Consider the following 25,244-nt stretch of genomic DNA (forward strand, 5'->3'; position numbering starts at 1 on the left):
TTTTGATTCGTTGATTTTGCTGTCTTAACCAATGAGATCGGCTAGTTAAAGCTATAACTTACAGTTCCTTCAGTGGTTTCAATATCCACCTGTACCACATTGGCAAAGCTGCATTTAGTGATTCTTAATCTAGCAAGTTGCCCCATCTGAAAATGCAATGGAAAGTTAAATCTTCGATCATGACCGATAAAGCTGCACTGTCCTTTATTGACTATGACATTCGTCACCTCTATCGGTTCAGCTGTATTAGAACGAATGGAAATCACTGGAGTACTCCACGAGTACAAACCCGCTTCATTTAACTCTACTGAAAACATATCAGGATCAAGACTTGAACTGCAGCCTTGTAAAGTCAGTACAGATATAAATGCCAATACAGCAAAGCTCAGATTTTTAAATAAATTATTCATTATAAATTTTTCCTAAATCGTGTATTCAAATGTAGACATATACTTTCCTCAATAGGCATTGAGAAGAGAAAGCCATTACATTTCGGTAATATGTATTTGAAATTTCTTTATTTTTAAAAAGCACTAAAATACAAATTTTTCATTTTCACCCATGACCCAAATACTGAAGCTCATCAGGTTCTTTAGGAATTTCTGGCTTAACGTATTTTTGTAATAATGATTCTGGAGATAAATAGTTTTCTAGACCAAACTTAAATTTCCATATCGGTGATGTCAGCACGTCTTTAAAAGGTAGTGTGTCAATTTCCTCAACAGCATCATTGTTTTTCCAGAATACATTGACCGCACTTTTTTGCTTAAATGTATTCGGCTTAATGATTGGTGAGAGATATAATCTAGAGGTATAGTTCTGCTGATCAGGATTGCCATAACGTACTAAATAAAAAAATATCCCATCCAAATTCAAGGTGTTATTTTGGCGTGTAAATACATAACCGATGTTAAGTTGGCCAAAGTTTTCTGCGAGAGTCTTTGCTAAATCAGGCGGAACCTTGATGATTAGTTCTGATTTAACCACAGAGGAAACATATCGGCTTTTCTGTTTAAAGTTAATTGTCATTAACTCTTTATCAGCATCATATTGGTAAGCGCTTTCGCTTCCGATTGAAGTAATATCAGGAGCAATATAATTCAACACCCTTTCCAATAATTCAGCATCATAGTCGATTGCATTATTTAGTGAATTTTGCTGAGCTTGTTTAACTCGTTCCTCATAATGCTGTGTTTTTTCAAATTCCTGTTTGGGTTTAACCTTTGGTACTTGTAAGGCGCGTATATAGTTTATGGCGAGATTGTTAGCATATTTGAAATATTCATCATTACTCAAATCGACTAACATATTGTTGTCTAAGTTATGCCCCGGCATTCCAATAACAATAAGCTGACTCTTATCTAAATGTAATTGTTTCTTGACAAATTCATGATTGTCGGGGAAGAATAAATCATTCTCAAGCTTGCTCGGTTCTTTGTAATGGAGCACATTCATTTTTTCAGGGTAAAAGTAAATCAAATTACTTCGCAGTACATCACTGTCTATTTTCTCCCAACTTTGATCAGGACTGATTTGAGCTTTCGGCACAATCACGACTGATGTTTCAGTTACACTCTGCAAAGCATCTTTGCTTTCTGTGGTTTGCTCTTCTACAGCGGGATCACTTTCAGGCTGATCTTTACTAGAGCAGGCGCCCAGTCCCATCAGTAAAATACATAAAGACAGACACTTTAATTTTGTTGTCATCTTGCATCATTCTCTTTTATTGTCCATAAGTTCCTCTCAGAAATCGTAAAGCTAGACTTATGGCGGTTTGATGTTCTTCTTGGAGTACTGCCTTTTCTTCTGATGTGACTGTTCCGTAGAATGAGTTGATCTACAGATCAGCGATAAAATGATTCAGATATACAGGCCAATAAAGGAACAAATGCCTTCATTGAGCGTTCCCCAATTGCTAAATTTTTATAATGCGGTTCTATCTTGCGAAGACAACGCCACAGAGAGTACTGGGGTAAAAAAGAGAATGAGGATTTAAGAATGTAGTACGCATGGCGGACTCCTTTGGGTATAAAGAAGTTTCACCACATTACTGTCAAATAATGGTGGCGAAACGAAAGAGGGTTGACAGACTGATACCCAAAAAGATCAGCACATCCGAAGATGTCCCCCTCCCGTTCCGCCGCAGAGGGGGCACGTAGGGATGCCCACAAAAAAGAGAGACTTTTTCGTGTGCTTTGGGTAAACGGTCTGTCAAAACCGACTGACCATGTGGGCCAGCAGGTCAAGGATAATCGGCAATTTTTTGAGTGTCAATGTTCAATAAAAAATGATATCGCTCAACCATGATAAGTAATAAAAACTGTACGCCTTTTATTTTTAAAACGATTAACATTCAATCAATACACTTTAAACAACAATAAATACAGATCAAAAATCAAATTACTCAGACTGAAAACCTTGTAAAAAAACAGGTCCCTTAAAAGGGTGCTACTAACCCCATAACAGATTTATATCCCTCATTTTATCAGCTAAATTTGTACATTATTTATGACCGATAGCTTTTACAAGATTTATGATAATATTTGCTCTTGTTTTAAAAATGATCTTTTTCGTTCCACTTCTAAAAAGGAACCCATTGAGTCTAAAATAATTGCAGTAAAATTAGGCTCATATTTACGCTAAAAATCAATGATATCAAATTCATATTCAAGAGATGTATAAATGTCAGATCAGTCGTTAATTGATAATCAAATTAGACTCATGAAAGTACTTGAGGATTTTGTTTTAAAGAATATTAAATATCTAGGTGTGGGTGACCAAACAGCATTACATGAGCGTTTAAAATTTTGTGGTGTTGATTTAGGTCCAAATCGACAAGAATACAGTTATGTGCTTACAGAGTTTGATAAACAAAGCATTTATGCTTTCCATACTGCAGGACACTACAAAGAAACTGAACAACAAAAAAAATATCGCACAAATGCTATACAAAGGATTTATCTTGCTGAAGATGAAAATGATACTGTCGAAATACCCTTGATTGATCGTTTACCTCGCTTCTACGACGATATTTTGACAGAGATAAAACAGTTTTTTAATTATGTGGAAGCAGAAGAATGTATCAGCTTAAAGCAAGTAGAGAAATTACGTAAAAAGGCTTTTCATACGTATGCCTTACATAATGATTGTAAAAGCTTAGAAGTTGTTCCTACCGAGATTTATAAAATTTTTGAAAAAATTCACAATGGACATCAACAACAAAAATCAACTGAACTCATTAAAGTAAGTTTTCTTAAATATGCTGAAAAAATACTACTCGACAAAAATGAAGTTTCAAAAATTAGTTCTATCATTAAAGACGTCATTATTAGTGACTTAACTAATGGCTCCATCTCTTCTGTAAAAGAAGCAATCATGCAGCAACATATATTAGAAACAGAAAGATTAAATCTTCAAGCCGCTCGTTTGAACCTCAAAAAAGACTGTCTCCTAATGTCTACTGACGCTGATGATCAAACAAAACCAGTTTATATATTCAATAGTATTGATCGCACATTTTTAAAAGACTCAAATCGAAGGTTAAAAAAAAGCGCTTCACTCCATCGAAGAAAATTCGAAGCATTGCAAGGCACTAGAAAAAGTATCACAGAGGATATCATTAGAAAAAAATATTCAGGAAATAGTGAAATTTGGCTAAAACAACATCAGGTTGGTAATCAATCGTTATATCACCGGATTAAAGAGATTGTTCAAAAGAATAAACAGCGCTCTCATCTTAAAGATAACAATTCATAATTTTTTAAAGCTGATCCAATCTTCATGATTAGATCAGCTCTTTGAACTGTTAAATATAAACTTTTCCTCAATTTCGCCATGAAATCCTAAATGTCCGTGCAAATCGGGTATTTTGGTGAGTTTTCTTTTTTTATTGTAGAAATCATCCAATCACTACCAAATAGGACAAATGATGGTTTCTGTATCACCTCAATTTAAGATGATCTCTCGTATAGATTTAGAAGAATTAACTGGTTTATCCAGATCTACCATTTATGATCGTCTTAATCCCAAGTCCAAACGCTTTGACCCAGACTTCCCAAAACCAGTGAAGTTTGGTCATTTAACCCGTTGGCAACTTATTGAGGTTCAAGCATGGATTCAGTCCAAAATTGATACCCGCGACCTACTTCGAAAGACGGCTTAACTGTGTACATCTAATTCATTTAGACATTCACGTAAACACAAGATGAATTTGTGCATAGGTAGTCTATTTGCCTTGAATTGCAATATAGGTATTAAATCATTTAAGTCTATCTACAATATATTCTTATTAGATATACTTAATATTTATTAGTAAGTTACATCATATATTCTATATTTATGATCTGACCTCGTTACCTTCCAGAGGTCAATATCAAATTAAATCTCATCAATAGTGAACCTGACTGCCTAGAGCAAGTCAGATCACGAGTTAATTACTCACTGATGGTCGGATATATTGATTTAACCTTGTTCACTACTAATCCCTAAACATGCCATTCACTCAGCATAGACGCTTCTTAATTTAGCGTCGATGGACAACTATTGCCCAAATTCTTGGAAATTAATTTTTTGAGAAATTTATGGAAGCACTTAAATTACTTGACCACTCAGCAGGCACCTTCACATTTGAAGAACAGCTTGCCCTAATGAACTCTGATTCTAGTTCTGCACTTATCGCAGGAGAAGATTGCATCGCTCACACTCTTCTTCGACACAATACTGATTATGAAGTAGAAATTTGTTCAAATATTTTGAATGTGATTGCTAAATGTGAAAAAGCTCAATTACCTATCGCAAAAATAACCAAAACGCATGTATTCCGTTCGACTCAACATTATCGGGTTGAGTTCGCTGCTGGCTGGGACAGTTTGGTAAAGAAGATTTTCCCAGCATTCTATTATCAACTCTCTGATCAATATTTCTATGGTGAAGAAATAAAAGCATGGATATCTGTACGTACTCAATTTTCAGAAAAGGATCTTGAGTTTCTTACACAACTATTTTCACTCGACCCTACTAATCAGGATAGTTTAAATAAATACACAGATTTGTTTAATCTGTTCATTGAACGTCTAATTCAACATATGCAGAGTTCATCTTTCCGCAAAAAAATCAGAGACCGCGATACAATCAAAAAAAATAATAAGAAAGCCTGTATTGAGCTTCTGAATCACTTAATTGCTAAGTTTGCAAAAGTATTAGTTATTAGAATGGATTTCGCATCTAAACGAGATTTAGCTACCATTCTAAAGCAAGCCTCTTCAATGACTACCCCTTACTCACGCCATGATTTAAGTGCGCTTAAAAATTTCATGACTAAGTTTAAAAACAATTGGCGTAACAATACCTTATTAAACGATATCGAAGGCTATATCTTCCAATATGAGTATTCTCAAGCAACAGGGTTCCATATTCATGCATATTTCTTTTTCGATGGTAGCAAGCATCAAGAAGATATCAGTATTGCTCAATACATTTCTGACTATTGGAAAAAAATAACCAATAATCAAGGAAGCTGCTTTATCTGCAATATGAAGAAAGATCAGTACAGATACTGTGGTATCGGCATGATTCATTATTCAGATCTTGAAAAACAATCTTTCTTAATTAAAACCTTCGATTACATCTGTAAAGCAGATCAATTTTTCATTTTTTCAGAACTTAAAAATTTTAAGCGATTTCAGCGTAGTCAGTTGCCCACCCCAAAGGCGAAGTCTGGACGCGCTCGCATCTTAAATTCAACGCAATCAAACTAATCTAAGGAATCAATTATGTCGTTTAATGCTATGGAAAAAATGGAAGCAACTAACCAATTAAACTTTATTACCAGTCTATATCCTAACCAAGGATATACACCGATTTCATTGTTTAATTATTTAGAACTTATCCAAAAAATTAAAAGAGGGAATCGATTCAGGATATTTACCAATAATTTGACTGCATTTCCACATCCAAACATTCCAAATCTATATAAGACTAATTTAGGGAATACTGTCTTCAACCATATTTTCGATAATATACGAAATCCTTATACACTTGGGCAGTTTCAAAATGTATGGATTCATCCCGAAATAGTGTTACTCAGCAAACTGATGCTGAAACATAATTTAGATCAATTCAATATAGATGCTTATCAGCAAATAGAACACGCATGTGAAACTTGTTTTGCTGATTTCAAAGTCCATATTCAAACTAGAGCTTTCATGTCACAACTTCAATCATGGAACACTCGTTACCGCTCTTGTAGTAATCGCTACGATCGTTTTTTTGAGTTTATCTATGGCGAGTCCAGTAAATTTGAACTGCATTCATTAATTGTACAACGTAAACGTCCTAATGGTTTGGAGCCCGCTTTTGGTGATCCTGACTTTCGTAGTATGACTGCTTACGAAATTGTTAAAGAAAAATGTAATGAAATTATTCAAGATATCTGGAAAAAGAGAAGTAAAAACAATGTCTTAGGCATTATCTCCCGTAAGGAAACAGATATAGCTCAAACATTCTCAATACGGCTTATTTTCATTGTGAAAAAAGAATATTCTGATCTTGTGCAATTCAAAGATACAGATCTGTACGAAATGCTTGAACCACATTTTATTGAACTTAACAACGATCGTATTGCTTTAGGTAATATCGGTACAATCAATTCTGGAATTGCACCCCTATTTCAAGGGCAAGAACAGAACTATTATGACTTAAAACAGATTCATGTTGGCAACCGTTTAAATGCACTAAAAGCTCAACTCGTGATTCCAAGTTATTTGTTTAGAATTGGTGATGATTCATGCAGTTTAAATATTGAACGAGGTCAAACCCAATATAATCGCTAGTTAACACCTTTTAAAACAGCATGACTTTGATCATGCTGTTTTATTTTCATAGCATTAAATAAATAAAATTAGCCGAATCATTTGTGATCTAGAGCATCAACAATTCAGTTTTAAATGCACTTCTAATTTTTTATAGGCTTCCTATCCGGTTCAAGATCCGCCATTTATGTTCAATTGAAGCCAAAATTTTATGTGGGTTATAATGTGGGACAAAAGCACAGGTAAGAAAAAAGCCCTTGAAAATACAAGGGCTTAATTCAAAATTTGGCGGAAGCGGTGAGATTCGAACTCACGGAGGACTCGCGCCCTCGTCGGTTTTCAAGACCGGTGCATTAAACCGCTCTGCCACGCTTCCATGTGCGCCATAATACGGAGGTTTTATTCATCTGACAAGTAAAAATTACAACTAAACCTTTCAAATGAATATTGTTTCGCCAAATCCTTAAAGTTTAGCCGCAAGCTCCGCACCTTCACGTATTGCGCGTTTTGCATCTAACTCTGCTGCTAGTTTTGCGCCACCAATAATATGGTAATTGGCAAGGGTTTTCTCACCCTGTTCTGGCATCAAATGCTTCACCGATTCCTGACCTGCACAAACGACGATTGTATCTACACGTAATAATTGATCATGCCCTGCATGTTCAACCCAAAGACCTTCATCAGTAATGGCTTTGTATTGAACACCACGCAGCATACGAACCGCATTTTTCTTTAATTGTGCACGATGTACCCAGCCTGATGTTTTACCTAACCCAGCACCAATTGCAGTTGTTTTACGTTGTAATAAGTAGATTTCACGAACAGGAGGTTCGAGCTCAGCAGCCTGCATACCACCTTCTGTTATGTAGTTTGGATTTGGATCAACACCCCACTCCCGCTGCCAATCCGCTAAAGGCATTGGTTGTGGCTGATGTGGTGGTTTGAGTAAAAATTCAGATACATCAAAGCCAATGCCGCCTGCACCAATCACAGCAACTTTATTGCCCACAGCTGCGCCTTTCAGCACTTCTGCATAAGACAAGACATTCGGTGCATCACTACCTTCAATTTTTAAGCTGCGAGGAACCACACCTGTTGCAATAACAACTTCCTCAAACCCTTCACGTTCAAGCTGTTCACGGTTTACACGCGTATTTAAACGCAAATCCACACCCGTTTTTTCGATTTGAACTTTAAAGTATCGAATCGTTTCATGAAATTCTTCTTTGCCAGGAATGACTTTTGCCAAATTAAATTGACCACCCACCTCTGCACCAGCTTCAAATAATGTCACCGCATGGCCTCGGCTTGCCGCAACCGTAGCTGCAGACATGCCTGCCACGCCACCACCGACGACTGCAATACGCTTCGGTTTTTTGGTCTTTAAATAAACCAATTCAGTTTCATATGCCGCTCGTGGGTTGACCAAACACGTCGCACGCTGATTTTTAAAAGTATGATCTAAGCAGGCTTGGTTACAGGCAATACAGGTATTAATTTCATCGACACGGTTGGTCGCCGTTTTATTTACCCAAAATGGATCTGCCAAGAATGGACGCGCCATTTGCACCATATCTGCCTTGCCTGAAGCTAAAATTTCTTCAGCTGTATCTGGCATATTGATACGGTTGGACGCAATGACAGGGATCGCAACATGTTTTTTGACTTCAGCGGTATAGTCCACAAACGCTGCGCGAGGCACTGAGGTCACAATTGTCGGAATACGTGCTTCATGCCAGCCAATCCCCGTGTTCAGCAACGTCACACCTGCTGCTTCCAATGCTTTAGCAACAGTAATGACTTCTGCCATGGTGTTCCCATCATGAACCAAATCGAGCAATGACAAACGGAAGCAGATAATAAATTTCTCACCCACTTCAGCACGTATCGATTTCACAATATCAACTGCAAGGCGCATACGATTTTCAATTTCACCGCCCCAACGGTCTGTCCGTTGGTTGACATGACGGCTTAAAAACTGATTCAGCAAGTAGCCTTCTGAACCCATGATTTCAACACCATCATAGCCGGCCTTATGTGCAAGGCTTGCCGTTTTGACATAATCATCAATGGTTGAAAGAATTTGTTTGTCCGTTAATTGACGTGGTTTAAAAGGTGAAATCGGAGATTTAATCGGACTTGCTGACACTGCAAAAGGCTGATAGCCATAACGCCCAGCATGCAAGATTTGCATTAAAATTTTGGCACCATGCTTATGTACTGCATGGGTTACCAAGCGATGCGGAGCAATATCACCTAACGTATTCATGGTACCGCCAGCGGGTAACAGCCAACCTTGACGGTTTGGCGAAATACCGCCTGTAATAATCAGGCCAACACCACCTTTCGCACGCTCACCAAAATAAGCTGCAAGCTTAGGATAATTATAAAAACGATCTTCCAGCCCACTATGCATGGACCCCATCACGACACGGTTTTTAATCGTGGTAAAACCCAAATGTAAAGGCTTTAAAATATTTGCATAGCTAGTCGTTGTCATGCTGAATCCTTATTTTGGCTTTGCAACTTGTTGCATAACACTTTAGCGGTTTTTTTATATTTTGGGATGACAATTTAGAAAATATTCTTCGCCTTTATGGTCAATACCTCCGGATATATCAATTCTCGAACCATAAAAAAGCCGTGAACTTTCACATCACGGCATGTTGTTTTTAAAAGCATTATTTCCAATGTTTCAGCTTGCTGGTTTGTCCAATCCCCACATTAAAGCTATTAGTCGGATCCAGCTTTTGATAATGATTTTTCAGCGCAGGCTTCGCCACATACAAATGCCCAACATTGTGTTCTGCAGGATATTCAGCGCCACGGTCATCGAGTAAATGCCACATTGCATGTTCCATTGCCAAAGGGTCTACACCTTTTTTCACAATATAATCTTGATGAAAAACATGACAGAGAAAATGTCCATAATAGAGTTTATGGATAATTTGCTCATCCATGGCTTTCGGTAAAGTTTCCACCCATTCTCGATCATTGCGACGTAATGCAATATCCAGTGCAACAATGTCTTCCACTTCTGAACGATGCGTATCACGATAACGAATGGCAGCTCCTGCCACCGCAAAACGATGTAAAAATGCCTTACGACCTTCTTCATCCGTACATTTAAAATAATTGCCTGAGGTTTTATCTAAAAAATACGTTTTCAAATACGCATCAACTTGATCAACATCCTGATTTTCAATACGAATCATCAAATGATGTTCATATAAATCACGAAATTCATTCATACGTTTTGGCAAATGATTCGGCAAAAATTTAGTCACCAGCTGCAAGACTTTATCCGACAAACCTCGCAAGCCCAGTTTTTCTAAATAGCCATCGACTTTATCTTTCATGGCAAAAGCAGCAGGAACTTTTGCGGTGCCGAATTTTTCAATAAATACAAAAGAATCTTTGCCATATTCAGCCCCAATATCGTATGCCATGCGATGAATGTACTCACCCGCAATCGGGAGGCGTGCAAGATCTTTTAATAGAAAACGACGAATTTCTGTTAAATCATCTTGTGAATTGGTCCCTACATAAAACACCTGACTAGGAATTTTTTCAAAGGTATCTAAACGTACTGCAAAGACGCAGACCTTACCTGCTGAACCTGATGCTTCAAATAGTCGACTCGGATCTGCATTAAAACGTGCAGGTGTATTTTCATCGACTTGTTTAACATCATGTGAGTAGCGTTGATCTGATGCACAGCAACTTGAATTATTCACAATATCATTGATTTGATAATTTTTATTTTCCAGCGCTGTGAGGATTTCTTCAGGCGTATTGCCAAGATTGACACCTAGATGATTGACCAACTCTAACTCACCTGACTCATTCACTTGTGCATACAATGCAAGCTCTGTATAGGCAGGACCGCGGCGTACCAAAGCACCCCCTGAGTTATTGCATACGCCGCCCAAAACCGATGCCCCAATACAAGAAGAACCAATCACCGAATGAGGTTCACGATTAAATGGCAGCAAATCTTTTTCAAGCTTGTCTAATGTCGCCCCCGGTAGGCAAATCACTTGCTTGCCTTCATTAATCACTTGGATGCCAACCAAACGACGTGTACTTATCAGCACCACAGGACGGTCATAGTCATCACCAAAAGGCGTTGAACCACCTGTCAAACCAGTATTGGCGGCTTGCATAATCACAATACAATTTGCATCCACAGCAGCTTGCAACACATGCCATTGCTCAAGTAAAGAGCCCGGTGTAACCACAGCCAATACTTTTCCTGCACCGTAACGGCGACCTTGGCGGTATAAACGTGTGTCTTTATCTTCAGTTAAAACGTGTTGCTTACCGACGATGTTGATGAGGTTTTGAATGGTTTGTAATGATTGAGTTTGCATGCTCGTAGAATTTTCCATTTTCATTATTTTCTCTCCTCGCTAAAGAGGAATTGTATTGTTATACAATGAAAAAATATTGATTTAAATAATTTAAACAACGTAGGTTTATTTGCACATATCAAAAGTTTTTAGTCATTGTTATTAAAATCTATAATGAATATCCCTTCTCCCTTTGGGATGAGTAGCAATGCTACACAAGAGGGTTAGGAGAATTAATCAATAAATACCTCTCCCTAACCCTCTCCTACAAGGAGAGGGAACTTTCATTGTTAATTTTTTTGATGACGAATAACTTTCCCAAGAGATCTATTCAAAAAATCACCCAGCCAACTCTTTCTCTAACTTCACCAAACAATCAGATGTAATATCCGCAATGGTTTTTGCACCTGTTAAGGTCATCGCAACACGCATTTCTTTATCAATCAATTCTAGAAGATTGGAAACACCCTCACCACCTGCTGCACCGAGTGCATAAACAAATGCGCGACCGAGCATACAGGTATCTGCACCCAAAGCCAGCATACGCACCACATCTAAACCATTTCGAATACCTGAGTCAGCAAGAATTTTAATATCGCCTTTTACTGCATCTGCAATTGGCGGCAATGCACGCGCTGATGATAAAACCCCATCGAGCTGACGGCCACCATGGTTTGACACCACAATGCCATCTGCACCAAAACGCACTGCATCTTTGGCATCTTCAGGGTCAAGTATGCCTTTAATGACCATCGGGCCATCCCAAAATTCACGAATCCACTCAAGGTCTTTCCATGAAATTGATGGGTCAAAGTTATTGCCCAACCAGCCGATATAATCTTCCAAACCTGTTGGTTTGCCCAAGTATTTAGAAATATTCCCTAAGTCATGCGGACGACCTAATAAACCCACATTCCACGCCCAGTGTGGGTGGAAACACGACTGCATATAACGGCGCATGGCAGCATTTGGGCCGCTCATCCCCGAGTGTGCATCACGGTAACGTGCGCCCGGAACAGGCATATCCACGGTAAACACCAGAGTTGAACAGCCTGCTGCTTTGGCACGTTCTAAGGCATTTTTCATAAAGCCACGGTCACGTAGTACATACAACTGAAACCACATGGGACGCTGAATCGCTGGCGCCACTTCTTCAATTGGACAAACTGAAACGGTAGACAGCGTAAATGGAATGCCCTTTTTATCTGCGGCAACGGCTGCTTGAACTTCACCACGACGTGCATACATCCCGGTTAAACCCACAGGTGATAAAGCTACAGGCATCGATAAGGTTTCATTAAACAGTTGGGTTTCTAGACTCAGCTGTGACATGTCATTCAGCACACGTTGACGCAACGCTATTTTTGATAAATCTTCTACATTACGCTTTAAGGTATATTCGGCATACGCCCCGCCATCGATGTAATGAAATAAAAATGGCGGTAAACGACGACGTGCCGCTTCACGGTAGTCATTGGCAGAAGAAATAATCATGCTTATATCCTGTTTAATCGACTGGCACGCTGACGTCGAGCTTCTTCTTCATCAATCATACGCACCTGTTGTACTACAAACTCAATGTGTCCACAGACTGCTTTACGTGCAGCTTCAGGATCACGGCGTTCAATTGCATTCATGACTTGAAAGTGCTGATCATGCAATTGATCAAATCGGTGTGCTTCGCTATAAACTTTTCGACGACCTAAAACGACATTAAATTGCAACAGATCAAATAGACCACGCATCATCTGAATCAACACTAAATTATGTGATGCTTCAGCAATTGCTAAATGAAATTTGGCATCTGCACGCGCTGCTTCATCGTCATTGCCTAAAGCCTGAAAATGATTGATCTGATCATAATAATGTCGGATATGTGCCAAGTCCTCTGCTGTAGCACGTTGTGCCGCATACCATGCGGTACCACCTTCCAAAATAATGCGCGCCTCTTGCACATCAAACCGGTAGGCAGGGTCTTCACTAATCAAACTGCTAATGGGCTGCACAATTTGATAACTCGACCATGTCGCTGGTAATTGCTTTAAAAAAGTCCCCGCACCGACTTTACTGACCAACACGCCCATGCTGGTCAATTGAGAAATCGCTTCGCGTAAAGAGGTGCGTGAGACGCCAAGTTGTTCACACAGTTTCCGTTCTGCAGGCAGACGATCTCCAACTTGCATATTGCTTTCTTCAATCAATACGCGAAGACTTTGAACAGTTTTATCAGAGACTTTCATCTGCTTTCCTTAACGTTGTTACACAATGCGTGTTATGGAATCATCCAAGGGAACACATAAGCTTGTAGGGTGATTAAAATCCCCATCATGATTGTGAACGTTATACTGTGTTTTACGGTAAAACGGAATAAATCCGACTCTTTACCTACCAATCCAACTGCCGCACATGCAATTGCAATTGACTGCGGAGAAATCATTTTTCCAGTCACACCACCACTGGTATTGGCAGCAACGAGTAATACTTCTGGCACACCAATTTGCTGTGCAGTAGTTGCCTGTAATGCAGCAAATAGTGCATTGGCTGACGTATCTGAACCCGTTAGAAATACACCAAGCCATCCTAAAAATGGCGAGAAGAAAGTAAAGGCTTGACCTGTATGCGCAAGTGCTAATGCCAATGTTGCTGACATCCCTGAATAGTTGGCGATAAATGCAAAAGCCAAGACCATCCCAATTGAATAAATTGGAATTTTTAATTCATTAATGGTTTCACCAAAGGTCACAATCGCGTCTTTCGGCTTCATTTTTAAGAAAATAATGGTAATGATCGCAGCGATAACAATTGCTGTACCTGTTGCCGAAAACCAATCAAATTTATAGATAGCATCGTAGTCCTTCATTTCAGGTACGACTGGCGGCATCTTTTGAACCAATTGATGTAAAAATGGCACTTTGATCGAAATAACCATGTCATGCAGCGCGCCATCTTTGGTAAATAAATCCTTAAACGGTTTAATACTCCAGATCGTGACCATCACCGTTAAGATCGCAAATGGCGACCACGCTTTTGCAATTTGCCCCAAGCTATATTTTTTCTGTTTTTGTGCAGCAACATCTTCATTCATCGTCGCATCTTGATCTGCAAAGCGGAAAATATGTTTAGGCTGCCAATATTTAAATAAAATCGTTAATGACACTAAAGAGGCAATCGCCGCGGTAATATCGGGTAATTCAGGACCGACAAAGTTCGAGGTTAGGTACTGTGCAATCGCAAAGCTACTCGCGCCAACAACAACTGCAGGCCAAGTTTCCTTCACACCGCGCCAGCCATCCATAATCGCCATAATCCAAAACAGTACAATCGGCACCATAAATGGCAGCTGTCGACCAACCATCTGACTGATTTCCATCGTATCAACACCAGACACTTGTCCAGCAACGATAATTGGAATACCCATCGCACCAAAAGCCACTGGCGCAGTATTGACGATCAGACAAAGACCTGCCGCATATAAAGGCTTAAAGCCTAAACCTACCAATAGTGCTGCGGTAATCGCCACAGGGGCACCAAAGCCCGCCGCACCTTCGAGGAAAGTACCGAAAGCAAAGCCAACTAACAGCATCTGTAATCGTTGATCTTCAGTAATGGAAAGAATCGAAGAACGGATGATGTCAAACTGCCCTGTTTTGACTGAAATTTTATACAGGAACACCGCACCAATAATGATCCATGCAATCGGCCATAAACCATAGAAGAAACCGTAGACCATCGAAGCCAATGCCATAAGCGCAGGCATGTCATAGGCAAATAAAGACACCAAAAGTGCCAGTACAACGGTGATCGTACCTGCCACACTGCCTTTTAAACGAAATACAGCAAGCGCCAAGAAAAAAAAGATAATCGGAATGAGCGCAATTAAACTTGATATCCATATATTCCCCATTGGGTCATATATTTGCTGCCATTGAAGCATTGTCATCTCCTTGAAATGCTTACTAAGATTTAATTATTGAGCAATATCAGCATGTGGTCTTTTTGTATTGGTATGACCAATATAAAAATCAAAGACATAAAAACTCATACTATTTTGCTGAAATACTCCGCAATTTTTAAATATTTCAACTCAATCATTCAAGCTTTTCTTGTTTTTGGTATGACCAATATAAAATACAAAAACATTATTTGTCCGTTTAAAAACATCTATATAAACTTTTAAATAATTGTTTTGTAGTTATTATTTATGAATAGATTTTATAAAATATACTTTAGTCTAATAACCAAGCTTTGTTTGACCTCAGTCTCATTTCAATGGGAAGTATAAAAACCAAATCAACACCATATTGGTATGACCATTTATTAAAATCAAATAGATTTCTTTATATTTGCAACCTATTTCTTTCAGAAAATGCATTTTTCGCCCGCAAAAACTGGATGAAGTATTCACCAATAGATTTCAACGATCATTTTTTTCCAACTCATCGCTTGTATCTCATGATTTTTTAGAAAAACCGTGCAGAAAAGTGCTACAATCGCACACATATATGTATTCTTTCAGGCCACCCATTCTCGGTGCCTATATTTATATCGTTAGGATTAACAATGACTGATAATGCAACTATCTTGCAGAATGTCCCAGTTGGCAAAAAAGTTGGTATTGCCTTCTCTGGTGGTCTAGATACTTCAGCTGCGCTTTTGTGGATGAAACAAAAAGGTGCAGAACCTTATGCTTACACAGCAAACTTAGGTCAACCTGATGAAGACGACTACGATGCGATTCCAAAAAAAGCGGAAGCGTATGGCGCAGTTAAAGCTCGCTTAGTTGATTGTCGTTTACAACTTGCATTAGAAGGTATTGCGGCTATTCAATGTGGCGCTTTCCATATTTCAACTGGTGGTATGCCTTATTTCAACACGACTCCTCTTGGTCGTGCAGTTACAGGTACGATGCTTGTAACCGCAATGAAAGAAGATGACGTAAACATCTGGGGTGACGGTTCGACTTATAAAGGTAACGACATTGAACGTTTCTACCGTTATGGTCTATTGACTAACCCAGCACTTAAAATTTACAAACCGTGGTTAGACCAAACCTTTATTGACGAATTAGGTGGCCGTGCAGAAATGTCACAGTTCCTAATCGACAACGGTTTTGACTACAAAATGTCAAAAGAGAAAGCGTACTCAACTGACTCAAACATGTTAGGTGCGACTCACGAAGCAAAAGATCTTGAATACCTTAATGCGGGTATCAAAATCGTAGACCCAATCATGGGCGTTGCGTTCTGGAAAGATGACGTAGAAGTAAAAGCTGAAGAAGTTTCTGTAACTTTCGAAGAAGGCTTCCCTGTTGCATTAAATGGCAAACGTATCGAAAACCCAGTTGAGTTCATTCTTGAAGCCAACCGTATCGGTGGTCGTCATGGTCTAGGTATGTCTGACCAAATCGAAAACCGTATCATTGAAGCAAAATCTCGTGGTATCTACGAAGCTCCGGGTATGGCACTTCTTCATATTGCTTATGAACGTTTAGTGACTGGTATTCATAACGAAGACACCATCGAACAATACCGTATTAACGGTCTGCGTTTAGGTCGTCTTCTTTACCAAGGTCGTTGGTTCGATTCTCAATCATTAATGCTTCGTGAAACTGCGCAGCGTTGGGTTGCTAAAGCAATCACTGGTACGGTGACTTTAGAACTTCGTCGTGGTAATGACTACACTATTCTAAACACTGAATCTCCTAACCTCACTTATGAAGCTGAGCGTTTAACTATGGAGAAAGGTGACTCTATGTTTAGCCCTGCTGACCGTATCGGTCAATTGACTATGCGTAACTTGGATATCACAGATACTCGCGCTAAATTAGGTATCTACACAAACTCTGGCTTACTTGCAGTAGGTACAGGTTCTGCAGTGCCTCAATTAAAAGACAAAAACAAATAAGATTTGTTGAGTCATAAAAAACCGCGCATTTTGCGCGGTTTTTTATTGCCGATTTCAGAGAAGTTCTCAATTTTATTAAACATTAAGCCACATGTGCTGAACGAATCGACTGATAGTAAATTTGATTCCGGCCTAATTGTTTCGCACGATACAACGCCTGATCGGCAATATTTAACAGTTCATCCTTCGTCATATTTTCAGCACGATATACCGTAATACCCAAACTAATAGTGACGTGATTTGAAACCTGTGATTTGGCATGTGGAATTTCTAAACGATCGATTGCTTTATAAATATTTGACGCTACCGCATAAGCACCATGCGCATCGGTTTCAGGCAATAAAACCACAAATTCTTCACCACCATATCGCGCTACAAAATCCATATGTCGAATGGCATTTTTAATGGTTTTGGCAATGGTTGAAATTACATCATCGCCTTTTTGATGACCGTAGAAATCGTTATAGTTTTTAAAATGATCGACATCGATAAATAGCACAGCAAGCGAGGTGTTATTACGTCGAGATTGCTCATAAAATGTATCAAGCATTTCATCAAAAGTACGTCGGTTTGAAATCTTGGTTAATTCATCATGCTGACTTAAATGTAAAAGCTCTGTGGTATGAATACGATGGATTTTTTCACTAATATCCGCGCGCAGCATATTCAAAAATATCATCCGTTCACGCGCACAGAGCATCTTACTGATTGCAAAACCCAATACACAGCTTCCAATCAGTACACGCCCCAACACCATCACATCAAATTTCACTTCTAATGAAAAAAGCATCAACATGGTGACCACAGCAGCCAACAATCCAGACATCAACATTTGGACTGGTTTAACCCCCGTCAAAATATAGCTCAAGATGTAAATCATACAAAGGATCATCATGGCCTGATGTTTAAGTGCTTCGGTATACACGGTCATGGTGAGCCAAGACATTGAAATAACTGCCCAAAACACTACAAACATACTAGCATGTGAAAAATAAGGCTTCAGACGGTCGTAACGAGCAAAGGCATATAAAGTCAGAAGACACAGCGCACCATTGAGCTGACCAAGCAAACAACGAATAAAATCATGCACAAAATGCTGTTGATTAATTATCCAGTAATCTCCGGGAATGATCAGCATCGTGAGCACAAAGTAGATCAACACTCCCATCCAAAAAAAATGACGTATGTTGGTTTGCGCACGATCGAGGCTTAAAGTCCAAAATTGAGTTTCCAGTTTTTTAGGAAACATTTCCCCTACACGACGAGTTTGCCGTGTAATCAGTTCCTCTATTTTTTCTTTATCGTATTGCAACTTTGCAAGGTTATACTTGTATTCCATTTCCAAGCATTTATCTAATTCTTTTAGTCATTTAAAAATACCACAGTTTTATTCTTTATTTATATCTGTTCAGTCATTTGTACAGAAATCTCGTTACCATTTTCACATTATTTGCATTATCATTTGTTTTATTTCCAAGCTTGGAATCGCTGTGAATACGATTACTCTTCTTCAGCCAGATGATTGGCATGCACATTTACGTGACGGTCTAGCCCTAAAGCGTACAGTTCCTGATTTAGCACAACAATTCTCTCGCGCGATTTGTATGCCAAACACCGTACCACCGGTAAAAACTGTTGAAGAAGCAAATGCATACCGTGAACGTATCATGGCACATGTTCCTGAAGGCGTTCACTTTGACCCGCGCATGGTGCTCTATTTCACAGACAACACACCTGCAAGTGAAGTTAAAAAAATTAAAGAATCTGAGCATGTTAATGCCATTAAGCTCTATCCAGCAGGTGCAACCACGAACTCAGACAGTGGTGTCAGCGACATTAGTAAAGTCTATGGTGTGATTGAGCAACTCGAAGAGCACCAAGTGCCATTACTGTTACATGGTGAAGTGACACATAACCATGTCGATATTTTTGACCGTGAAAAACGTTTCCTTGATGAAGTACTTTCTCCACTGTTAAAACAGTTCCCTAAATTAAAATTGGTGCTAGAACACATCACCACCAGTGAAGCTGCGCATTTTGTATTAGAACAAGACCGTAATGTCGCTGCGACAATCACACCGCAACATTTATTGTTTAACCGTAATGATATGTTGGTGGGTGGTATTAAACCGCATTTCTATTGCCTACCGATATTAAAACGTCAAACCCATCAGCAAACTTTGCTTGAAGTCGCGACCAGTGCGAACCCTAAATTTTTCTTAGGTACAGACAGTGCGCCGCACTCAAAAAATGCTAAAGAAAATGCATGTGGCTGTGCAGGATGTTATAGTGCACCAACAGCAATTGAGCTATACGCTCAAGCATTTGATCAAGTCGGTAAAATCGACCGTTTAGAAGGTTTTGCAAGCCACTTTGGTGCAGACTTCTACGGACTCCCTCGAAATACCAATACCATTACTTTGGTAAAAGAAGATCAAGTGATCCCTGAAAGTTTAGACTACTTGGATGGCGAAAAAATTATTCCGTTGTATGCGGGTAAGACCATCCAATGGAGAAAAGTGTGACAGATGAAACTCGACCAGTCATTGGTCAACGTTTCCGTGGATTCCTACCTGTTGTTGTCGATGTCGAAACAGCAGGTTTTAATTCACAGACCGATGCCTTACTGGAAATTGCAGCTATTCCTATTGTGTATGATGCAGAAGGTAATTTTGTACCGGGTGAAGCCCACCATGCACATATCAATCCGTTTGAAGGTGCCAACCTTGACCGTCGCTCACTGGATTTTATTGGTGTAGATCCATTTAATCCGATGCGTATGGCCATGGCTGAAGATGAGAAATCAGCATTAAAACGTATTTTTAAGTCAGTGAATGAAGTACGTCGCCAACAGAACTGCACACACGCGGTTTTAGTTGGTCATAATGCCCATTTTGACTTAGGTTTTGTACAGGCAGCGATTGCACGTACAGGGACAAAAAATCAAAATCCTTTCCATAGTTTTTCCGTATTCGATACAGTGACTTTGAGCGCTGTAATGTTTGGACAAACTGTGCTGGCAAAATCATGTATTCAGGCAGGTATTGAGTTTGATGGCAAAGAAGCACACTCTGCACTTTACGATACTCAGAAGACCGCTGAACTGTTCTGTTATATTTTGAACAAACTCGGCCCTCACCTACTTGACACTATGATGGCGGATCAATAAGATACCGCCATCTTCTAAACGTCCCTATCGTCTAGAGGCCTAGGACATCGCCCTTTCACGGCGGTAACCGGGGTTCGAATCCCCGTAGGGACGCCAATTCTTATTCAGACTTTCTCCAAGCTGATTATTCAAGTCTATTGAATACACATCACCATCTCTTCTGATTATTCAAAATTTTCATTGAATTCGCTGTGTATTAAAAAATCACTTATTGAAAATAATTCTCATTTCTATTGATTATTTTTATAAAGTTAATGATAATCGCTATCGTTTTTATCTGCATAATTGTTGACAGCCATGCGCTTTGCATATTCTCCCCTCAATCTCGCAATTTTGACTGCTTTAGCATCACAAGCTTATGCCAATGAAATTGATTCAACTCAAGTTATTCAAAGCAATAACCTCAAAATGACGCCGATTGAAGTTGAAGTCAAAGCCAAGCAAGAAGTAGGTAAAACCGTCTACACCAAAGAAGATTTAGAAAAAACGCCGAATAGCTCGAAAAATATCACAGACTTTTTAAAAGTTAATCCAAATGTGCAGTTTAGCCAAAGCCAAAATGCTTCTGGATCTCAAGCAGAACTTAAACCAGCAGAAATTTCAATTAATGGAGCGCAGACATTTCAAAACAACTTTATCATCAATGGGGTCTCTAATAATCTACTCATAAACCCAACAGATTCCGACTCAAATACCATGCACAGTTTTGGAACTGGGTCACAGGCTATGGCTGTCAACACAGATCTACTATGTTCGCTTGAAGTCTTAGATAGCAATGTTTCTGCCGCTTATGGTCAATTTACAGGTGGCGTAATAAGCGCAAAAACATGCGCACCAAATACTGAAATTGGAAAAATACATGGTTCAATCACCTACGATTACACCGAAAGTGATTGGGCTCGATACAATATTATTAGCCAAAAAGAACAAGATTTATTTGAAGAACCGAGTGAAGCCAATCAAAAAGAATATACAAAACAAGGCCTAAGCACAAATATCTACGGAAAGCTTTCAGAACAATGGGGCTTTAATAGTTATGCATCAAAAAGAACCTCGGTTATACCTGTTTTAAGTGGTTTCGATAACCCTAAAAAAATTGATCAGGAACGAAATAACATTAATCTTGGAACAACTTTGTTCTACTCACCTTCAGAAACAACTAAAGCTAAATTTGGCTTCGATTATGGGATCTTAGATAGTCTAAATTATGCAGATAGTCGCCGAAATTCAGAAAGTACACTTAAAACCGAGACCGTAACCTTATTTTCTGAACTCGAACACCGGTTTGGCCCAGCAACACTCACTCATAAACTCAATTTCCAGAACTCTGATAGTAGCCGCCAATCGGATAAAAATTACGGCTTGATCTGGCATTTTGCCGAAGGCAGTAAAGATTGGACAGACTCAAAAACTGTTTCAGAAGGGACTATGCTAGGACAATTAGAGCAAAATCAGACTGCCTTAAGTTATGATGCCCAAGCTGCTTTCGATTTATTTAAAATAGGACAAACACAACACAATATACTGGCTGGCCTTGGTTACAGCCATGCAGAAGTTGATTGGAAACGTGCTTCAGATGTTTTGATCACTAATAGTAACTCAACAAATCTTAAAAATTTAGGCGATTACACTTGTTTTGCAGATGACTACCTATGTGATTCCAACTCTACTATACAGGGATGGACTGGACAATATTTTGCATCAGCATCAATTTATAAAGCTGGTGAATTCTCTGCACAACAAGACCGTTTCAATGCATTTATTGAAGACAATATTCAGTGGTCAGATTACGTTTCAACACGTTTTGGCATTCGTGCAGACTATGATTCTTTAAGCTCTAATTTTAATATTGCCCCGCGTAGTTCAATATCGTACAAACCTTTTAAAGATGACAGACTGCAAGTTTTAGCTGGATGGAACCGATACTATGGACAACAGACATTAGGCACAGAACTGAATGATGCAATTGGGGAGTTATTGTATAAGGCAACACGTTCAAACCCTGAAACTGATTGGGTTGAATCTATGACGAGTTCTTCAACATCTACACGCCGCTCAGAACTTAAGACACCTTTTAGTGATGAAATAGTTTTCGGGATTAATAGCCAGATTAAGAACTGGGATTTAGGTCTAAAATGGGTCAATCGTAAGTATCAAGATGAAATATCCCGTAACCGTACGGATATTCCTCAAGACGGCTTCAATTTTTCTTATGAATATGCCAATGATGGACATGGTGAGGCAGACATCTATTCTCTGACACTAAAAAACCAAGAGCCTTTCAACATTGCAGGTACGCAACATTTATTTGCATTAGGTTTTGACTATAGTGAAATATTCCGTAGTTATATTGACTATACTTCTGAATATAAAGATGCCGACCAAGAACGCTTGATTTCTTATGACGGTAAAATTATAAAATGGGCTGACCGACCTGCGACAAATTTTAATCAACCTTGGACTGCACGAATTAGTTGGGATATTACTTTTGATTCAGCTCCAATAAAAGTTTCGAATTTCTTTAGTTACAAAGATAGTTATGACGATATAATTTCTAATGGAAAAATCGACTATAACGATTCAAAAATTGACTCTTATGTTGCTTCAGAAATCAAACCAAAGTTTACTTGGGATATGCGTACAACGTATGACATTAATTTAGGTAAAGATTTAAAAGCCATTTTGGGTTTAACCATTAACAATGTAACGAATCGCGTAAATACATATGTAACTGGCGCATCAAGTACTTCTAGTACACCTCGCGTTATGACTGAAATTGGGCGACAATTCATTGCTGATGTCACTTTTAAGTTTTAATTATCCATATCAAGAGCGCTAAAAGCGCTCTTGTTTTTTATGAATCATATAATGAAAAAAATAATCCCACTCTTTGGCCTGTGCAAAGTATATCTCGGTATCTTCATCTACATTTTTAGACCAGAAGCCTGCCTACCTACAAATCATTCAAATACTGTTGAGTAGGATCAAGCATACAAATCAAACAACATCGAATTAACCCAAAAAATTTTAAAACTGGGTGTCGAGCCAAATGCTTCAACCATCACAATCATGCAACAACGGAACTTTAAACAACACTACCCCGACATTTACCAAGTCATACTGTCCAATCTAGAACAGAAAAACCACAAACTTTAATTAATTACAGCCTGACTGGTTTTGTTTATACTTCAGTTTGATCTATTTTGATGTAAGAATACCCTATGTTTAAAAAGTTGCTCTTGGTTTTAGCCATCTTATTTCCATCTGCACTCTATCTGTATATTGTGAGCCGCGATGACACCAAAGCCCCTGTAGCTGAACAAACTCAAGTACCTGCAACTTCTGAAGCTGAGTATCAAACTCCTGACCATTAATCCAATGGTCAGTGCTAAAGATTTAAATTTTAGATCAGTATTATCACATTATAAGAAAAATTCGATTTATCAATCATTTCACTGCATTCAATCATAAAATATACCTTTCGTTTAATTTTCTTTTCACTATGCAATCTCCCTCTGAACCTTCGCAACACTCGTCTGCTGAAGGTAAAAGTCCATCGCTTAAACGTGCGATGACGACTCGACACCTTGTGATGCTCTCACTTGGTGGTGCAATTGGTACTGGTTTGTTTATGGGTTCAGGTGAAGTTATTTCACAAGCTGGGCCTTTGGGCGCTGTACTTGCCTACATTATTGGCGGTCTAATCGCCTACATGGTTATGCTCTGTTTGGGTGAGCTTGCCGTACATTTACCTGTTTCTGGCTCTTTTGGTGCTTTTGCGACAAATTATATTGGCCCGGGTACCGGTTATATGGTGTCTTGGATGTACTGGTTGGGCTGGTCTGCCACCTTAGGTACAGAATTTACTGCGGCGGCTATTTTGATGCAGGAATGGTTTCCACAAACCTCTATTTGGTTATGGACACTGATCTTTGCTGCTGGTGTACTGATTTCTAATCTAAGTTCTACACGCGCATTCGCAGAGTCAGAATTTTGGTTATCCATGGTGAAAGTTGCAACAGTGTTGATTTTCATCATCCTTGGTTTTGCCTGCATCTTTGGTTTCGTGCCTTTCCAAGGCTATGAATCAGCTCCAATGTTCCACAATCTGACTGAACATGGTTGGCTGCCAAATGGTTTGTTCCCACTGTTTGCAACGCTATTGATCGTGAACTTTGCCTTTAATGGTACGGAGATGATTGGTATCGCTGCAGGTGAAACTGAAAACCCTGAAAAGAATGTGCCTAAAGCCATTCATGCTGCGGTATGGCGCTTAATCATTTTCTTTGTCGGCACTATTATCGTTATCAGTTCACTGTTGACCTATACCGATGCAGGTTTAAATGTCGGTGGACATGGCGGCTTAAGTAGCAGTCCATTCGTTTCCGTATTTAACCTGATGGGCATTCCCTATGCAGAAGACTTAATTCGTTTCGTCATTATTACGGCTTTACTGTCTACAGCTAACTCTGGTTTATATGCTGCATCACGTATGATGTGGGCGCTGTCCGCACAAAAACAATTACCACGTGTTTTCGGCAAATTAAGCAAAACTGGTGTGCCTTATATTGCTGTATTGGTCACTATGATCGGTGGTTTACCGGGTCTATTGTCAGAACAATTTGGGGCAGATGTCATCTTCAAGAACTTGATGGGGGTTGCTGCCTTCACCATGGTGATCGTGTGGATGAGTATTTGCTGGAGTCAATTTAACTTCCGTCGCCAATGGCTGAAACAAGGTCATAGCGTTTCAGAGCTTAAATTCCGTACACCATGGTTCCCGCTGGTTCCAATTCTTGGCTTTGTCTGCTGTACCGCAACAGGTTTAAGTATGGCTGCAGATCCTGAAATGCTTTCTGGCTTTATTGGCTGTCTGATCTTTATGGCAGCGTGTTATGCAGGTTATTATTGGTTATATCACGATAAATAAAATAGTTAAGGTGGCTCATTAGCCACCTTTTTTTATGAAACTATTTCTCTTCCCTATGAGAGAAAAATTAGGGTTCCCAT

The 25,244-nt window shown here is 39.1% G+C and carries 18 protein-coding genes and 2 tRNA genes; 11 read left to right on the plus strand and 9 right to left on the minus strand.

What is annotated here, in order from left to right; translation table 11 throughout:
- Positions 1-41: 41 nt before the first annotated feature.
- Both FTT92_RS08065 and FTT92_RS08070 read right to left on the minus strand, forming a co-directional pair.
- Complete coding sequence (locus FTT92_RS08065) at positions 42-410, minus strand: hypothetical protein (protein WP_180171828.1); 369 nt, start codon at positions 408-410, stop codon at positions 42-44.
- Positions 411-555: 145 nt separating this feature from the next.
- Positions 556-1,707 carry a hypothetical protein gene (locus FTT92_RS08070; protein ID WP_180171829.1) on the minus strand — a complete coding sequence of 384 codons (1,152 nt, stop codon included), beginning with the start codon at positions 1,705-1,707 and terminating at the stop codon, positions 556-558.
- Between the two features lie 975 nt (positions 1,708-2,682).
- Here FTT92_RS08070 and FTT92_RS08075 point away from each other — a divergent pair.
- The 4 genes from FTT92_RS08075 (at position 2,683) to FTT92_RS08090 (ending at position 6,830) form a co-directional block, all read left to right on the plus strand.
- The gene (locus tag FTT92_RS08075; RefSeq protein ID WP_180171830.1) at positions 2,683-3,756 is read left to right on the plus strand and encodes a hypothetical protein; all 1,074 of its coding nucleotides are present in this window, start codon (positions 2,683-2,685) and stop codon (positions 3,754-3,756) included.
- Between the two features lie 172 nt (positions 3,757-3,928).
- Positions 3,929-4,162, plus strand: a complete 234-nt coding sequence (locus tag FTT92_RS08080) for an AlpA family transcriptional regulator (protein WP_180171831.1) — start codon at positions 3,929-3,931, stop codon at positions 4,160-4,162.
- Between the two features lie 418 nt (positions 4,163-4,580).
- Complete coding sequence (locus FTT92_RS08085) at positions 4,581-5,756, plus strand: inovirus-type Gp2 protein (RefSeq protein WP_180171832.1); 1,176 nt, start codon at positions 4,581-4,583, stop codon at positions 5,754-5,756.
- Positions 5,757-5,771: 15 nt separating this feature from the next.
- Entirely contained in the window at positions 5,772-6,830 is a 1,059-nt protein-coding gene (locus FTT92_RS08090) for a hypothetical protein (protein WP_218951568.1), read from the plus strand.
- 265 nt (positions 6,831-7,095) lie between these two features.
- On the opposite strand, the gene FTT92_RS08095 is transcribed toward FTT92_RS08090, so the two are convergent.
- From FTT92_RS08095 to lldP, 6 genes are all read right to left on the minus strand, one after another.
- A tRNA-Ser gene (locus FTT92_RS08095) sits at positions 7,096-7,185 on the minus strand.
- Positions 7,186-7,272: 87 nt separating this feature from the next.
- Complete coding sequence (locus tag FTT92_RS08100) at positions 7,273-9,309, minus strand: NADPH-dependent 2,4-dienoyl-CoA reductase (protein ID WP_078192908.1); 2,037 nt, start codon at positions 9,307-9,309, stop codon at positions 7,273-7,275.
- 181 nt (positions 9,310-9,490) lie between these two features.
- On the minus strand, positions 9,491-11,182 hold the full coding sequence (dld, locus tag FTT92_RS08105; RefSeq protein ID WP_180171899.1) for a D-lactate dehydrogenase: 1,692 nt from the start codon (positions 11,180-11,182) through the stop codon (positions 9,491-9,493).
- Positions 11,183-11,500: 318 nt separating this feature from the next.
- Positions 11,501-12,655 (minus strand): FMN-dependent L-lactate dehydrogenase LldD, encoded by a 1,155-nt coding sequence (gene lldD, locus FTT92_RS08110; protein ID WP_078192909.1) that lies wholly within the window; start codon positions 12,653-12,655, stop codon positions 11,501-11,503.
- Positions 12,656-12,657: 2 nt separating this feature from the next.
- Entirely contained in the window at positions 12,658-13,401 is a 744-nt protein-coding gene (gene lldR / locus FTT92_RS08115; protein WP_078189144.1) for a transcriptional regulator LldR, read from the minus strand.
- 32 nt (positions 13,402-13,433) lie between these two features.
- Positions 13,434-15,101: an L-lactate permease gene (lldP, locus tag FTT92_RS08120; RefSeq protein ID WP_180171833.1), complete on the minus strand. Its 1,668-nt coding sequence runs from the start codon at positions 15,099-15,101 to the stop codon at positions 13,434-13,436.
- 620 nt (positions 15,102-15,721) lie between these two features.
- Between lldP and argG the strand changes: the two genes are divergently transcribed.
- Positions 15,722-17,065: an argininosuccinate synthase gene (gene argG / locus FTT92_RS08125; protein ID WP_078192912.1), complete on the plus strand. Its 1,344-nt coding sequence runs from the start codon at positions 15,722-15,724 to the stop codon at positions 17,063-17,065.
- An 82-nt stretch (positions 17,066-17,147) separates the two neighbouring features.
- Here the strand turns inward: argG and FTT92_RS08130 are convergent, their stop codons facing one another.
- Positions 17,148-18,404 carry a diguanylate cyclase gene (locus FTT92_RS08130; protein WP_180055963.1) on the minus strand — a complete coding sequence of 419 codons (1,257 nt, stop codon included), beginning with the start codon at positions 18,402-18,404 and terminating at the stop codon, positions 17,148-17,150.
- Between the two features lie 151 nt (positions 18,405-18,555).
- Here FTT92_RS08130 and pyrC point away from each other — a divergent pair, with 151 nt between their 5' ends.
- From pyrC to FTT92_RS08160, 6 genes are all read left to right on the plus strand, one after another.
- The gene (pyrC, locus tag FTT92_RS08135; protein ID WP_111885770.1) at positions 18,556-19,590 is read left to right on the plus strand and encodes a dihydroorotase; all 1,035 of its coding nucleotides are present in this window, start codon (positions 18,556-18,558) and stop codon (positions 19,588-19,590) included.
- Positions 19,575-20,234, plus strand: a complete 660-nt coding sequence (rnt, locus tag FTT92_RS08140) for a ribonuclease T (RefSeq protein WP_078192915.1) — start codon at positions 19,575-19,577, stop codon at positions 20,232-20,234. The genes pyrC and rnt overlap by 16 nt, the downstream gene beginning before the upstream one ends.
- 20 nt (positions 20,235-20,254) lie before the next feature.
- Positions 20,255-20,330 (plus strand) — tRNA-Glu (locus tag FTT92_RS08145).
- A 201-nt stretch (positions 20,331-20,531) separates the two neighbouring features.
- Complete coding sequence (locus FTT92_RS08150) at positions 20,532-23,051, plus strand: TonB-dependent siderophore receptor (protein ID WP_180171834.1); 2,520 nt, start codon at positions 20,532-20,534, stop codon at positions 23,049-23,051.
- Positions 23,052-23,455: 404 nt separating this feature from the next.
- Positions 23,456-23,608, plus strand: coding sequence for a hypothetical protein (locus FTT92_RS08155; RefSeq protein WP_180036011.1), 153 nt, complete (start codon positions 23,456-23,458; stop codon positions 23,606-23,608).
- A gap of 128 nt (positions 23,609-23,736) precedes the next feature.
- The gene (locus tag FTT92_RS08160) at positions 23,737-25,164 is read left to right on the plus strand and encodes an amino acid permease (RefSeq protein ID WP_180171835.1); all 1,428 of its coding nucleotides are present in this window, start codon (positions 23,737-23,739) and stop codon (positions 25,162-25,164) included.
- The last annotated feature ends 80 nt before the right edge of the window (positions 25,165-25,244 follow it).

This window comes from Acinetobacter sp. YH12023 (genome assembly GCF_013420135.1).
GTDB lineage: Bacteria > Pseudomonadota > Gammaproteobacteria > Pseudomonadales > Moraxellaceae > Acinetobacter > Acinetobacter amyesii.

Excerpts from the sequence above, each read along its gene's own strand:
- FTT92_RS08090 (WP_218951568.1), top strand. The coding sequence starts at position 5,772 with ATGTCGTTTAATGCTATGGAAAAAATGGAAGCAACTAACCAATTAAAC.
- FTT92_RS08080 (WP_180171831.1), top strand. The coding sequence starts at position 3,929 with ATGGTTTCTGTATCACCTCAATTTAAGATGATCTCTCGTATAGATTTA.
- FTT92_RS08070 (WP_180171829.1), bottom strand. The coding sequence starts at position 1,707 with ATGACAACAAAATTAAAGTGTCTGTCTTTATGTATTTTACTGATGGGA.
- lldD (WP_078192909.1), bottom strand. The coding sequence starts at position 12,655 with ATGATTATTTCTTCTGCCAATGACTACCGTGAAGCGGCACGTCGTCGT.
- FTT92_RS08065 (WP_180171828.1), bottom strand. The coding sequence starts at position 410 with ATGAATAATTTATTTAAAAATCTGAGCTTTGCTGTATTGGCATTTATA.
- lldP (WP_180171833.1), bottom strand. The coding sequence starts at position 15,101 with ATGACAATGCTTCAATGGCAGCAAATATATGACCCAATGGGGAATATA.
- dld (WP_180171899.1), bottom strand. The coding sequence starts at position 11,182 with ATGCAAACTCAATCATTACAAACCATTCAAAACCTCATCAACATCGTC.
- FTT92_RS08150 (WP_180171834.1), top strand. The coding sequence starts at position 20,532 with ATGCGCTTTGCATATTCTCCCCTCAATCTCGCAATTTTGACTGCTTTA.
- FTT92_RS08075 (WP_180171830.1), top strand. The coding sequence starts at position 2,683 with ATGTCAGATCAGTCGTTAATTGATAATCAAATTAGACTCATGAAAGTA.
- argG (WP_078192912.1), top strand. The coding sequence starts at position 15,722 with ATGACTGATAATGCAACTATCTTGCAGAATGTCCCAGTTGGCAAAAAA.
- lldR (WP_078189144.1), bottom strand. The coding sequence starts at position 13,401 with ATGAAAGTCTCTGATAAAACTGTTCAAAGTCTTCGCGTATTGATTGAA.
- FTT92_RS08160 (WP_180171835.1), top strand. The coding sequence starts at position 23,737 with ATGCAATCTCCCTCTGAACCTTCGCAACACTCGTCTGCTGAAGGTAAA.
- FTT92_RS08085 (WP_180171832.1), top strand. The coding sequence starts at position 4,581 with ATGGAAGCACTTAAATTACTTGACCACTCAGCAGGCACCTTCACATTT.
- FTT92_RS08100 (WP_078192908.1), bottom strand. The coding sequence starts at position 9,309 with ATGACAACGACTAGCTATGCAAATATTTTAAAGCCTTTACATTTGGGT.
- FTT92_RS08130 (WP_180055963.1), bottom strand. The coding sequence starts at position 18,404 with ATGGAATACAAGTATAACCTTGCAAAGTTGCAATACGATAAAGAAAAA.
- rnt (WP_078192915.1), top strand. The coding sequence starts at position 19,575 with ATGGAGAAAAGTGTGACAGATGAAACTCGACCAGTCATTGGTCAACGT.
- FTT92_RS08155 (WP_180036011.1), top strand. The coding sequence starts at position 23,456 with ATGTTTAAAAAGTTGCTCTTGGTTTTAGCCATCTTATTTCCATCTGCA.